Annotated in this window: 12 protein-coding genes; 6 read left to right on the top strand and 6 right to left on the bottom strand. The window is 67.1% G+C overall.

Going from position 1 to position 12,362, the window contains the following annotated elements; translation table 11 throughout:
- Window positions 1-120 precede the first annotated feature (120 nt).
- The gene (locus tag JWQ81_RS20845) at window positions 121-756 is read left to right on the top strand and encodes a TetR/AcrR family transcriptional regulator (RefSeq protein ID WP_297544009.1); all 636 of its coding nucleotides are present in this window, start codon (window positions 121-123) and stop codon (window positions 754-756) included.
- On the opposite strand, the gene JWQ81_RS20840 is transcribed toward JWQ81_RS20845, so the two are convergent.
- Window positions 753-1,307 (bottom strand): TetR/AcrR family transcriptional regulator, encoded by a 555-nt coding sequence (locus JWQ81_RS20840; RefSeq protein ID WP_297544007.1) that lies wholly within the window; start codon window positions 1,305-1,307, stop codon window positions 753-755. The genes JWQ81_RS20845 and JWQ81_RS20840 overlap by 4 nt on opposite strands.
- A 259-nt stretch (window positions 1,308-1,566) precedes the next feature.
- Here JWQ81_RS20840 and JWQ81_RS20835 point away from each other — a divergent pair, with 259 nt between their 5' ends.
- Complete coding sequence (locus JWQ81_RS20835) at window positions 1,567-2,226, top strand: NAD(P)H-binding protein (protein ID WP_297544006.1); 660 nt, start codon at window positions 1,567-1,569, stop codon at window positions 2,224-2,226.
- On the opposite strand, the gene JWQ81_RS20830 is transcribed toward JWQ81_RS20835, so the two are convergent.
- Window positions 2,220-3,014 carry an SDR family oxidoreductase gene (locus JWQ81_RS20830; RefSeq protein ID WP_297544005.1) on the bottom strand — a complete coding sequence of 265 codons (795 nt, stop codon included), beginning with the start codon at window positions 3,012-3,014 and terminating at the stop codon, window positions 2,220-2,222. The genes JWQ81_RS20835 and JWQ81_RS20830 overlap by 7 nt on opposite strands.
- Before the next feature lie 257 nt (window positions 3,015-3,271).
- On the opposite strand from JWQ81_RS20830, the gene JWQ81_RS20825 reads away from it, so the two are divergent.
- Both JWQ81_RS20825 and JWQ81_RS20820 read left to right on the top strand, forming a co-directional pair.
- Entirely contained in the window at window positions 3,272-3,919 is a 648-nt protein-coding gene (locus JWQ81_RS20825) for a dienelactone hydrolase family protein (protein ID WP_297544004.1), read from the top strand.
- Window positions 3,916-4,497: a TetR family transcriptional regulator gene (locus JWQ81_RS20820; protein ID WP_297544003.1), complete on the top strand. Its 582-nt coding sequence runs from the start codon at window positions 3,916-3,918 to the stop codon at window positions 4,495-4,497. The genes JWQ81_RS20825 and JWQ81_RS20820 overlap by 4 nt, the downstream gene beginning before the upstream one ends.
- Window positions 4,498-4,543: 46 nt before the next feature.
- On the opposite strand, the gene JWQ81_RS20815 is transcribed toward JWQ81_RS20820, so the two are convergent.
- The 3 genes from JWQ81_RS20815 to JWQ81_RS20805 all read right to left on the bottom strand — a co-directional run bounded on the left by JWQ81_RS20815 (window position 4,544) and on the right by JWQ81_RS20805 (window position 7,794).
- Window positions 4,544-5,788 carry a ThuA domain-containing protein gene (locus JWQ81_RS20815; RefSeq protein WP_297544002.1) on the bottom strand — a complete coding sequence of 415 codons (1,245 nt, stop codon included), beginning with the start codon at window positions 5,786-5,788 and terminating at the stop codon, window positions 4,544-4,546.
- A 176-nt stretch (window positions 5,789-5,964) separates the two neighbouring features.
- Entirely contained in the window at window positions 5,965-7,140 is a 1,176-nt protein-coding gene (kynU, locus tag JWQ81_RS20810; RefSeq protein WP_297544001.1) for a kynureninase, read from the bottom strand.
- Between the two features lie 3 nt (window positions 7,141-7,143).
- Window positions 7,144-7,794: a transcriptional regulator gene (locus JWQ81_RS20805; RefSeq protein WP_297544000.1), complete on the bottom strand. Its 651-nt coding sequence runs from the start codon at window positions 7,792-7,794 to the stop codon at window positions 7,144-7,146.
- 209 nt (window positions 7,795-8,003) lie between these two features.
- Here JWQ81_RS20805 and JWQ81_RS20800 point away from each other — a divergent pair, with 209 nt between their 5' ends.
- Window positions 8,004-9,836: a long-chain fatty acid--CoA ligase gene (locus JWQ81_RS20800; RefSeq protein WP_297543999.1), complete on the top strand. Its 1,833-nt coding sequence runs from the start codon at window positions 8,004-8,006 to the stop codon at window positions 9,834-9,836.
- A 5-nt stretch (window positions 9,837-9,841) separates the two neighbouring features.
- On the opposite strand, the gene JWQ81_RS20795 is transcribed toward JWQ81_RS20800, so the two are convergent.
- On the bottom strand, window positions 9,842-10,744 hold the full coding sequence (locus JWQ81_RS20795; RefSeq protein WP_297543998.1) for an SDR family oxidoreductase: 903 nt from the start codon (window positions 10,742-10,744) through the stop codon (window positions 9,842-9,844).
- A gap of 386 nt (window positions 10,745-11,130) precedes the next feature.
- Here JWQ81_RS20795 and JWQ81_RS20790 point away from each other — a divergent pair, with 386 nt between their 5' ends.
- The gene (locus JWQ81_RS20790) at window positions 11,131-12,345 is read left to right on the top strand and encodes an MFS transporter (protein ID WP_297544061.1); all 1,215 of its coding nucleotides are present in this window, start codon (window positions 11,131-11,133) and stop codon (window positions 12,343-12,345) included.
- Window positions 12,346-12,362: the final 17 nt, after the last annotated feature.

Here is a 12,362-nt window from a genome sequence, read left to right as displayed (position 1 = left end):
GGACAGTCGTCAAGACTTTCTTGGACGACTGTCAAGATTTTTGCGGGACCGCCCCGGCAAACCGGTTAGACTCCGTTAGTGTTGGGTGACCAAGCACCGACATCGACAGGAAGTTCGATTGTGACCGAAGTGGCGGACCGGAGCCGGGACAGGATCTCGCGCCGGCAGGTGGACAAGTTCGCGGAGCGGCGCGCGCAGCTCGCGATGTCCGCGCTGCAGACCCTGTCCGAGCTCGGTTACGCGCGCACGAGCCTGCGGGAGATCGCGCAGAACTCCGAGTTCTCCCACGGCGTGCTGCACTACTACTTCCGCGACAAGGTCGAGCTGATCACCTACTGCGTCAAGCTCTACAAGGCGGAGTGCGTCAAGCGCTACGACGAAATCGTCGCCACCGCGACCACCGCCGAGGAGCTCCGCGTCGGTTTCGGCGCGGCCATGGCCGGCACCCTGCGCGATGACGCCGCGATGCACCGGCTCTGGTACGACCTGCGGAACCAGAGCCTGTTCGAGGAGTCGTTCCGCGACGACGTCAGCGAGATCGACGAGACGCTCGAGCGGATGATCTGGCGGATCGTCAGCCAGTACTCGGAACTCGCCGGCGTCCCGGTGTCCATGCCGTGCGGCACGGCGTACGGCATTTTCGACGGCTTGTTCCAGCAAGGCCTGCTGCGCCACCTCTCCGGCCGCGGCGACGCCGCGGGCGAACTCCAGTCCAATGTGGAGCGCGTACTGGCGGATCTGGTCGTGCAGGCTTAGTGTTGCGTGCCGCGGCGGATGAGGGCGACGAGCCGCTCGACGCGCACGGGGTCGGCACCGGTCACCGAAAGCCCGTTGGCCAGGGTCAGCAAGTCGAGGACTTCGACGTCTGCGCGGACAACGCCGTCATGCTGAGCCGTGGCGAGCAACGCCGACGCCGCCGAAACCATCGCCTTGTGCCAACTGGCGAACAGACCGGACTGCTGAGCACCACGGTCGTCCGCGACAGCCAGTGCCAGCTCCCGTTTTCCGGCCACGTGCGCGATGAACAGCCTCAGCCAGCTGAACAGCGCGTCCGCTGAGGAGCTCTCGCCGAGCAACGCCTCGCCTTGTGCGCAGAGTTCGGCCACCTCGTCGGAGAAGACGGCGACGATCACATCGCTGCGGGTCGGGAAATGCCGGTACATCGTGGCGTTGCCGACACCGGCCAGCTTCGCGATGTCGTCGAGCGGCGCATCGACACCGCGCTCGGCGAAGATCTTCTTGGCGGCGGCCAGCAGCAGGTCGTAGTTGCGCTGCGCGTCCGCGCGGCGGGGCCGATCCGGTGACATCCAGCTCCTTCTGGCAAAATGGGGGACTCCCCACTACCGTACCAGCCAGAAATCCCGCAACTCGCCGTCGAGTTGCGGTCATGCGTAACCGGGTGCCGGACTCGGCTCCGCCCTCGCGACCCACGCGCACGACCAAAGGAGGGCACTTTTGTCCTTTTGTGCCCTGACTAAGTACTTATCGACCCCACAAAAGCGCAAAAGTGCGAAGTCGGGGGTGCGCGGGGTAATGTGACTATCTGGTTAGTCAGAGAGGAACAGCATGAAGGTCATCCTTTTCGGCGGCACCGGGATGGTCGGGCAGGGCGTCTTGCGGGAATGCCTGGCCGATCCGCGTGTCGACGCCGTCCTCGCCGTCGGCCGGAGCGCGACACCCGGGGAGCACCCGAAACTACGTCAGCTCGTCCACGATCTCGACGACCTACCCGCGGTAAAGGACGAGCTCAGCGGGTACGACACGTGCTTCTTCTGCCTCGGCGTCTCCGCGACCGGGATGACCGAAGCCGCCTACCGCGCTGTCACGTACGACCTCACGCTTTCCGTCGCCGGCATCCTGAACGCGGCGAACCCCGGCATGAAGCTGATCTACGTGTCGGGCGCGGGCACCGACGCCCATGGCAGCATGATGTGGGCACGGGTCAAGGGGGAAACCGAAAACGCGCTGCTGGCTTCCCCGCTTGACGCGTACCTGTTCCGGCCCGGCTACATCCAGCCGACCGGCGGCATCGTGTCCAAAACCAAGCTGTACCGGCTGATCTACCGGATCACCACGCCGCTGTTCCCGCTCATCCGCGCGGTCGTGCCCAAGCTGGTGACCACGAACGCCGAAGTGGGCCGGGCGATGATCGGAGTCGCCGAGTCCGGTGCCGGACAACGGATCCTCGGCAACACCGAGATCAACCGCCTGGCCGCGAGTCAGTAGTGGATGGCGCCCTTCGCGCCGCCGCCGACGCCAATCGCGTCACCGGTGATCGCGACGCTCAACGGCGACGCCAAGAACGTCACGACGTCGGCGATCTCGGCAGCCGTCACCACCCTGCCGATGCTGGTCGCCGCGGCAAAGCTCCGCGCGACCTCGTCCTCGCTGACGCCCTGGCGCTCGGCAATAGCGGCCGTGAGCACGGGGGTCCGCTCGGTGACGGTCATCCCGGGATGCACGACGGTGACGTTGACGCCGGACGGGCCGAGCTCGTCCGCGAGGTTCTTGGTCATCGCCGCGACCGCGACATTGCGGATCGAGCCGATGATCGAGCCCGTCTGCCGCGCCGCCAACCCGCTGACGCTGATGATGCGACCCCAGCCCTGTGCGGTCATGTACGGCGCCGCGGCTCGCGCGCAACGCAGGTACCCCAGCACTTTCGTCTCAAGTTCGCCCCGCAGCGCGTCGTCCGTGACGGCCGCGAGCTTGCCGCCGAAACCCGGCTGCGAAGGCTGCGCGGCGGCATTGACCAGGATGTCCACACCCCCGAACTCCTCGGCGGCGCGCTCGAACAGGGCGCGTACGGAGACATCGTCGTTGGTGTCCGTGACGACCGGGACGGCCCGGCCTGGCCCGTCGATCCGCGCGGCGGCTTCCTTGAGCGCGGCGGAATCCCGTGCCGCCAGCACGACGTCCACCCCTTCACCCGCCAACGCACTCGCGATGGCGAACCCGATCCCGCGGCTCGCACCGGTGACGACCGCGCGCTTTCCGGCAAGTCCCAGATCCATGAGCTTCCGTTCCCGTAGCATCTGACTAACTAGATAGTTCAAAATGACTCTACAACCTTCCCGACCAATCAACCACAAGATCGGACGACCATGAGCGACTCGGCACCCACGTCCACTTTGACCGGCTGGCAGAAGGCCCCCTTCACCGGCGCCGGGATCACCTACGACTGCTACGAAAAGGGCGAGGGCCCCGGGGTCATCCTCATCCCGGAGGTCCCCGGGATCACCCCGGAGGTCCTCGCCCTGCCGACCACCTGGTGGACGAGGGCTTCACCGTCGTCGTCCCCTCCCCGTTCGGCGTGCCGGGCAAGGACATGTCGGTCGGTTATGTGCTCCGCGTGATCTCGCGGTTGTGCGTGTCAGCGGAGTTCCGCGCGTTCGCGACCAACGCCCACCGGCCGATCAGCGACTACCTGCGCGCCGTCGCCCGCGACCTCGCCGCGCGCACCCCGGGGCCAGGGGTCGGCGTCATCGGCATGTGCTTCACCGGCGGTTTCGCCCTCGCCGCCGCTGTCGACGACGTCGTGCTCGCGCCCGTGCTCAGCCAGCCGTCGGTTCCGTTCTCGCTCGGCGCGGCACGACGAGCCGACGTCGGGATGTCCCCCGCGGAACTGGACCGGGTGGTCGAGCGGACGACCGAATCGAACCTGTGCGTGCTCGGAATGCGGTTCAGCGAGGACGGACTCGCCCCGCGCGACCGGTTCGCCGCGCTCACCGAGAAGCTCGGCGATGCCTTCGAGGTCATCGAACTGGACTCGTCGCCAGGCAACGCTGCCGGTTTCAAGAAGAGCGCGCACTCCGTCGTCACCGGCGAAGTTCGCGAAACCCCCGGCCACCCCGCGCTCCTCGCCCGCGAGCGGATGGTGGAGTTCCTGCGCAAGCAGTTGACGACGGACCCGGCGTGACCAGGGACGCCGCGGCGACCAAGGCGAAAATCCTCAAGGCCGCGACCGAGGAGTTCGCCGCGCACGGCATCGCCGGCGCCAGGGTCGACCGCATCGCCGCGTCGGCGGCCTGCAACAAGAACATGATCTACATCTACTTCCGCAGCAAGGACTTGCTGTTCGACGCGGTGTTCGCGGCCTCGATCGCCGAGCTCGTCGAGGCGGCGCCGTTCGACGCGGAGAACCTGCCCGCCTACGCCGGAGCGCTGTTCGATTTCCACATCGCCAACCCGCAGCTTGTCAGGCTGGCGACGTGGCACAGCCTCGAACGGCCCGGCGAGCTGCGAACCCTGCCGATCACCGTGGAATCGGGGTACCGGAAGGGAAAGGCCATCGCCGCGGCGCAGGCGGCGGGAACTTTGTACGCCGGACTTTCGCCGGAGCACCTCCTGCCTATGGTCCTTTCGCTGGCGCAGACTTGGAGCGAGGGCACGCAGATACCGATGTCGGCCGAGGACGATCCGGTGGCCCTCGCAGCCTGCCGCCGTGCCGTCGTCGTCGGCGTGTCCCGCCTGATCAACCCCGACCCAACGGCCTAGCAACTCGCCGCCGACTTGCGATCGCAAGTCGGCGGCGAGTTGCGGATCAGGGCTGCTGGGTCAGCGAGAACGACTGCGATGCCGAGCCGTTGCAGGTCAGCTGCACCAGCTGGACACTGTCCGCGGTGGACGCTCCGGGTACCGTCAGGCACTTGGAACTGTTGCGGTTGACGAAATGGTACGCACCACTCGTCTCAGCCACCGGCTTCCACTGCTGGTTGTTCCCATTTCCGTACGCCCATAGTTGCACTGGAGCATTGTCCGCGGTGGATACATTACTCACGTCGACAACCTGTGCGGCGTTGATCCGGTTGTTGATCCGCACATAACCGCTGTCCGTCGACTGGAACTGGTATTGCTGTGCCTGCGTGCTATTGCAGGTGTACTGCTGAATCGCGGTCCCATTGACCGACGCCGCTGAGCGGGCGTCGATGCATTTGCCGCTAGCACTGTCCGCGACGGCGTACCAGGCAGTGGCCGAGATCGGACCGGGCGGCGGTGGGGTGGTCGAGCCGCCGGCGCCACCGAGCCATTTGAGACCGTTAAGAATGAACTGGTTCTGCTGCGCGCTGGCAAACGTCGACGACAGCGGGATGTTGTTGGGATAGTCCATCGCGTCGTGCCCGAAGTTGGCGTAGATCATCTTGTAGTTCTTGTTGCTCCACATGATCGGGTAATAGCCGCTGTGCCACTGCTGGTTCGGATCACTGCCGAGCGGGAAGCTCGACGGGTCCACCGAGGTCAGAATGTCGATGTTCGGGTTGGTCCGCAGGTCATGAGCCCACGAGTACCACTCGCTGACCGCCGAGGTGTACGTCGCCGGCAGACCGGCAGTCGACGGGTGATTGCGGTCCTCGACCTTGAGCACCGCGGTCGTCGGCCCCCAGGTGTTGGAAGCGAACGCGCCCGAGCCGAGAAACTGATTGTAATACCAGTCCCAGTCCGACGCGTTCCCGACAAACGCCGAGACATGGAACCCGAACCAGCCGCCGCCGTTCTGCATATAGGTCTGGAAACCGCTGCGCTGGCTCGCCGAGTGCGGCGCGTCGTCGAGGAACATCACGACCTGGTACTGCGACGTGGTGATGTTGTTGAGCAGGTCCCAGTTCGTCGACGCGGTGAACGTATAGCCGTTCGCCGCACCCTGCTGGGGGAACCACGTCTTGGCTTCGTTGTCGTAGGCGATATGGGCTGGATCGTAGGTGCCGTTGTAGAGCGCGAGCACCTTGAACGGGGTGGCCGCGGGGACGGCCTTCGCATTCGTCCCACCATAGGCGGGAGCAGAAGTCACTAGCAGGCACGCGCAGAGGAAAACCAGTGCCTGAGCGAGTTTGCGGAAGGTTCGACATCTCGGTCTGAGCGACATTGGACCGTCCCTTCGGCGCCCCAAGGGCTCCGTCAAGTGAAAGTTCAAGTCGTAAATTAACGCCGTTCACAGCTCAGGTAAAGAGAGGTAAGCCTTTTGGTCTAGACCTCATTACTTTCGGTGAGCTGCGCGAGTTCATTAGCCGCGCGCAGGACATCGACATACCGGGTGTACAACGGCGTCAGCCCGAACCGGAGCACGGCCGGTGGCCGGAAGTCCCCGATGACCCCGCGACTGATCAACTCGTCCATCGTTTTCTCCGACCCGGCCACCGACAGCTGGCTACCGCGGCCGTGTCCCCGAGGCGTCAGAATACGCACGTCGGGAATCAGCTCTTCCAAGCAGCGCACGAAAAAGTCGCCCAACGACAAGCTCTTCCGCCGAAGTTCGACCAGTGAAACATCGCGCCAGACATCAAGTGCCGCGTCCAATGCCAGCAACGACAGGATGTCCGGCGTGCCCGAGCGCGCACGCCCGATACCGGCCTTGCCCTCGTACGTCTCGGTCATGCCGAACGGATCGCGGTGACCGGCCCAGCCGCTCAGCGGCTGCTCGAACCCGTCGAGCCATTTCCCTGCCACGTAAAGGAATGCGGGCGAACCCGGGCCGCCGTTGAGAAACTTGTACGTGCATCCGACGGCAAGGTCGACGTCGTGTGCGTCGAGCTCGACGGGCAGCGCGCCGACGCTGTGGCAGAGGTCCCACAGCGCAAGCGCCCCGACGCGGTGCAGCGCGCCGGTGATCGCGCCCATGTCACGCAGTTCGGCGGTGACGTAGTCGACGTGGTTGATCAACGCGACCGCCGTCCGCTCACTCGCCGCCGCTGCCATCTCCCCCGCCGCGACCCGGCGAACCGTGTGCCCGCTCAGGCCCGCGAGCCCGGCCGCCATGTAACCGTCCGTGGGGAAAGTGGCGGCGTCGACGAGGATCTCGGGACGGCCCGGCCGGAGCCGGATCGCGGCGGCGAGTGCCTTGAACAGGTTGACGCTCGTCGAGTCGCATACCACGACCCGCCCCGGGCCGGTGCCGACCAACGGGGCGATCCGGTCCCCGATCCGCTCCGGCGCGTCCCACCAGCCCTGTTTCCACGACCGGATCAGCCCGCGGCCCCACTGCTCACGGACAACCTCGTCCAGCCGCTCGGCGACGTGACGCGGTGGAGCGCCGAGCGAGTTGCCGTCGAGATAGGTCACCGCCGGGTCGAGATCGAACTCGGCACGTTTGGCGGCGAGCGGATCCGCCGCGTCGAGCTCGGCGGCCTCGATGGCAAAACTCATCTCTTACTCCGCCTGAGCGAGGGTGTTCCAGAACATCAGCTCGAAGCTCTGGAAGTGCCGGGCGTACGTCCAGGCCGCGTCCGTCACCTTGCCGGCGTCGATAGCGGACTGGATGGCCGCGACGGCTTCGGTCTCGTCGAAGGGCGCCGCGAAGAAGTCGAAGAACCCGCAGGCCTCGTCCTCGAAGCCGTACTTCTCGCGCATCGCGGTCGCGATCGTGGCGCAGTAACGGCCCCAAGCCGCGAAGTTGGTGATGAGCGCGACGATGACGTCGGCGGGCTCACCGTTGAGTGCCATCCATGCGAAGTACGCCGGGTAGCCCTGGCACCCGGCGAGCGGCTGGTACGCCTCGAGCGCGGCGTCGTCAAGGCCCGTCGCGGCCGCCAGCGCAGGCAGCTGCTCCAGCGCGGCGGCCTCGCCCTGCGCCAGCCCGGCGAAGAACGCTCGCGCGCTCTTATCCTCCGAGCGGGAGGCGAGGGTGAGCACACTCCGCCAGTCACTGCGGACGATCCGAAGCTCCTCGGCGGCGATCGCGGCGAACACCGAGCGCGGCGCCTTGCCTTCGGCGATCAGCGGCACGAGTTGGTTTTCGTCGTCGCGCGGAGCCAGTTCGGTCTGTACGGCGTCGAAGAGTTCACGTGCCGAACGGGTCATCTGCTTTTCACTTCCCCGGGTCGAGGTGATCATGGCCAGCCTATTCAAGCCTGCGGCACCCCCACGCGGCCAACGAGGTCCGCTTCCGACCCGATCGCGGCGGGCCGGGTGGGGGGTTCGCGGCCTCGCCCGCTGGCCGCGATTCTCTATCGTCAACCCGCCGATGCCCTTACAGTGGCGACATCGAGGCAGTTTCGAGGAGGCCAGTGTTGACCACCCCGCAGTCAGTCGCAGAGCAGGCGGCCAGTGAAACCATCCCCAGTCTGCTCCACCGCAACGCCACGGAGTACGGCGATCTGCCGGCCGTGACGTCGCTCGACATCGACGGCCACCCGACGTTGACCTGGGCCGAATTCCGGACGCAGATCGCCGTTGTCTCGCGAGGGCTCGCCGAACTCGGCTTGACGGCGGGCAAGCGGCTGCTGATCATGGCGTCCGGCAGCCCCGACCACCTGATCGTCGACCTCGCCGCGGCGCACCTGTCCGCGATCTCCTGCACCGCGTACGCCACGCTGAGCCCGGACCAGATCCGCTACGTCGCACAGCACAGCGCTGCCGAGATCGTGGTGCTCGAGGGTGAAACCGAGCTGAGCCGCTGGTCGCAGGTCCTCGACGACCTGCCGGCGCTGCGCCACATCGTGGTGATGGACGTCGACGCGATCCCGGACGGCAACAGCCGGTTCGTCTCACTCGCGTCCCTGCGCGAGAAGGGTGCGGCGCTCCACGCTGCCGACCCCGACGCGTTCGAACGCTCCTGGGCGGGGATCCGGCCGGACGACCCGCTGTCGATGATCTACACCTCGGGCACCACGGGCGACCCGAAGGGCGTCGTGCTGTCCCACCGCAACGTCGTCTACGAGGCGCTGGCCGTGCACGGGCTGCACGGGACCCCGCTGCACACCAGGACCATCGCCTACCTGCCGCTCGCCCACATCGCCGAGCGCGAGCTGTCGGTGTACATGCCGGTCGTCTTCGCCGGACACGTGCACACGCTCGCCGACCCGGGCGGCATCGTCGCGGCGCTGGGGCAGGTGCACCCGGAGGGCTTCTTCGGGGTGCCGCGGGTGTGGGAAAAGATGGTGGCGGGCATGAAGAACATGCTCGGTGCCGCCCCGGAGGACCGGCGTGAGGCGCTGCTCGCGGCGAACGGGCTACTCCAGGAGGGGTACAAACTTCGCAGCGCGGGCAAGGAAGTGCCCGCCGAACTCGCCGCGAAGATCGAGCAGACGGACAAGGCCGCGCTGGCGCCGATCCGCGCGATGCTGGGCCTGGACCAGCTGATCCTGCCGTCCAGCGGCGCCGCGGCGCTGCCGGTCGAGATCCTGTACTTCCTCGCCGGGCTCGGTATCGAGATCCAGGAAGTGTGGGGGCTGTCCGAGACCACCGGCGCGATCACGTCGAACACGGCGTCCGCGTTCAAGGCCGGGACCGTCGGGCGCGCGCTGGAAGGCATCGAGGTCAAGACGGCCGAGGACGGCGAGCTGCTGGTCCGCGGACCGGTCGTGTTCCTCGGCTACCTGCAGACCGACGGCTCGATCAAACCCGACACCGACCCCGACGGCTGGCTGGCGACCGGTGACATCGGCACGATCGACGCCGACGGGTTCGTCTCGATCACCGACCGCAAGAAGGAACTGATTATCACGTCGAGCGGCAAGAACATCCCGCCGACGAAGATCGAGGGCATGCTCAAGGAGCACATCCTGATCGGGCAGGCGGTCGCTATCGGCGACGACCGGCCGTACGTGACGGCGTTGATCGTGCTCGACGACGAGATTGCCCCCGCCTGGGCCGCCACGAACGGCGTCGACGTCGGCGAAGGCGCATCGCTGGCCGATCACCCGCGGGTCATCGAGGAAATCGAGGCCGCGGTGAAGTCCGCGAACAGCCGCTTGGCGAGGATCGAGCAGGTCAAGCGGTACCAGGTGTTGACGCAGCCGTGGAGCGCCGAGAGCGGCGAGCTGACGCCGACCCTCAAGCTCAAGCGCCGCGTGATCAACGAACGCTACGGCCCGAACATCGCCGACCTCTACCCCGCCTAGCTGCGCTAGGCGGTGCGGAGGGGGGTCGACGTCGTCTCGGTCCACTTGCGCAGGCGCGGTGGGACACGCTTCTCCAGGCCGTAGTTCTCCAGGTGCGCGCTGAACACCTCGTCGAACGCGCGCTGCACGGTCTCGGTGTCCCACGCGGGGCGTTCCAGGATCGGCTGCTTGAGGAACGGCTGACCCATGATGTGCAGCTGCGGGCCGTTGCAGCGGATCATCTGCCCGGTGATGCCGTCGGATCCGTCACCGAGCAGGAACAGCACGACCGGAGCGATCCTCGACGGGGTGCGGTCGGGCGGGCAAGCGCGCAGCGACCGCTCCGACTTCCAGACCATCCGGGTGTGCGCCAGCGGGCAGACCGCGTTGACCCGGATACCGCATTCCTCCAGGTCCAGGGCCCACGAGTAGGTCAGCGACGCGACCGCGCCCTTGCTCGCCGCGTACACGCCGAGCTTGCGCTGGCCGAGCGAGGCACCGGAGGAGATGTTGACGATCGAGCCGCCGCCATGGCCGCGCATGGCCTTGACCGCGGCCATGCCGGTGTACATCACGCCCAGGACGTTGACCTCGACGAGCTCGCGCATGCGGTCGACGTCGTCGTCCCACGGGAACGCTTCGTAGTTGAGCCCGGCGTTGTTGACCAGCCCGTCGATCGCGCCGAACTCCTCGACACAGAGGTCGACGATCGCCTGGGCCTGCGCCGGGTCGGCGACCGTGTGCCCGCTCGCCACCGCGCGGCCGCCGTGCTGGCGGATCCCGGCCGCGGTCCGCTCGGCCAGTTCGACGTCGACATCGTTGACGACCACCGCCCCGCCGGCGTGCGCGACGTGCACCGCGAACGCCTCGCCGAGCCCGCGCCCGGCCCCGGTCACCACGACGGCCTTGCCCTCCAGCAGCCTGTTCATGACTCTTTCTCCCCACTGCCGGCCCTGACACTGCTCATGCCCTTAGTGTCGGCCGATTCGTCCCGGCTCAAACCTCCCCCACGACGAACGGTGCCCGACTTGCGCCAAGGGGTGAGAGTTGATCAGTGCGGAGGTACCGCCGGACAGGTCAGGGGAACCCGCCCCCCTTTCATTCACCCGGCGTAACCAGCCGGTCCGAACGGATTAGCCGGCGCGGTTCGATTGTTACGGTTCCTGTAGTCGGAGGCATACTCAACGTCGTCAGCGGGTCGAAAGTCAGGACCTCCCCCGGATCCGTTGGGCCGCCGCAGTCAGAATGCGAGTGGATGACGTTCACCCGATCAGGCGAAAGTGGTGAGAAAGTGGCGACCGACGCGGCACCCCCCATGCGCGCCGCTCTCACCAACGGCGAGTTCCGCGCGCTATGGCTCGCCGAAACACAGTCGCTCGTCGGCGACCAGCTCACCGTTGTCGCACTGGCGATCCTGGTCTACAACCAGACGGGGTCCGCGCTCTGGTCCGCCACCGTCTACGCACTGACCTTCCTGCCTGCACTCGCCGGCGGGCTCGGTCTCGCCCAGCTCGCGGACCGTTTCCCCCGACGCACGGTGGTCGTCGTCACGTCGGCGATCCAGGCCGTCTTCATCGGCCTGATGACCATCCCGCACAGCCCGATCGCCGTGCTCTGCGTATTGATCGTGTTCGCGAAGCTGGTGGCGGCGCCGGGGAACGCCGCCCAGAATTCACTCGCCCGAGAGGTGTTCACCGACGACGAGGTCTACCTCCGCAGCCAGGACCTCCGCGGGATCACGTCCAACACCGCGATCCTGCTCGGCCTGGCAGGCGGTGGCCTGCTGGTGACCCAGATCGGCACCTCGTGGGCGCTGGCCATCGACGCGGCGTCGTTCCTGGTCAGCGCGCTGGTGGTGCAGGGCTCGGTGGTACCAAGGGCAGCCGCGGGGCGCGCCGGCGACACCTGGTTCAGTGCGATCCGGTGGGTGTTCGGCCAGCGACGGCTGCGCGTCCTCATTTGGCTTTCGTGGCTGGTCGGGTTCACGGTGATCCCGGAAGGGGTCGTCGCACCGCTGAGCCGGGAACTGGGGATGTCCGACCAAGCCGTCGGCTGGCTGCTGGCCGCCGACCCGCTGGGATTCGTGGTCGGAACCTTCATCCTGTCACGCTATGTGTCGAAAGAAGGGCGCGAACGTGCCCTCGGCGTGCTGGCCATCGCACCGCCGGCGTTCTTGATCGGCTTCGCCGCGCACCCGAACTTCGTGGTGTCCCTGCTCCTGCTGGGCCTGTCCGGGGCGGCCGGGGCCTACTTCATCACTGTTGGTGTCACATTCATCACCTGGGTCCCGAACGAGATCCGCGGCGGGGCCGGCGGGGTCTACCGCACCGGCCTTCGGGTGGTGCAGGGAATCGGCGTAGCGCTGGGCGGTGCGCTCACCCAGCTCATCGGCTCAGCCACGCAAGCTATCGCGATCGCCGGTGCGGTCGGGACGGCGGTGGCCCTGCCGATCGCGGTCTCGTGGGCGCGAGCGAGAACGGCGAACATCGCCGACGACGTGCCAACCACGGGAAAAGGAAAGATCGTTTAATCGAAACACGGATAGGT

Origin of the sequence: Amycolatopsis sp., assembly GCF_025464955.1 — a bacterium.
Taxonomy (GTDB): Bacteria; Actinomycetota; Actinomycetes; order Mycobacteriales; family Pseudonocardiaceae; genus Amycolatopsis.
This window is presented reverse-complemented; position numbering and strand designations above follow the sequence as displayed.

What these genes read in the sequence shown, in the direction of transcription:
- JWQ81_RS20840 (WP_297544007.1), bottom strand. Translation starts at nt 1,307, where the DNA reads ATGTCACCGGATCGGCCCCGCCGCGCGGACGCGCAGCGCAACTACGAC.
- JWQ81_RS20835 (WP_297544006.1), top strand. Translation starts at nt 1,567, where the DNA reads ATGAAGGTCATCCTTTTCGGCGGCACCGGGATGGTCGGGCAGGGCGTC.
- JWQ81_RS20830 (WP_297544005.1), bottom strand. Translation starts at nt 3,014, where the DNA reads ATGGATCTGGGACTTGCCGGAAAGCGCGCGGTCGTCACCGGTGCGAGC.
- kynU (WP_297544001.1), bottom strand. Translation starts at nt 7,140, where the DNA reads ATGAGTTTTGCCATCGAGGCCGCCGAGCTCGACGCGGCGGATCCGCTC.
- JWQ81_RS20805 (WP_297544000.1), bottom strand. Translation starts at nt 7,794, where the DNA reads ATGACCCGTTCGGCACGTGAACTCTTCGACGCCGTACAGACCGAACTG.
- JWQ81_RS20795 (WP_297543998.1), bottom strand. Translation starts at nt 10,744, where the DNA reads ATGAACAGGCTGCTGGAGGGCAAGGCCGTCGTGGTGACCGGGGCCGGG.
- JWQ81_RS20790 (WP_297544061.1), top strand. Translation starts at nt 11,131, where the DNA reads ATGCGCGCCGCTCTCACCAACGGCGAGTTCCGCGCGCTATGGCTCGCC.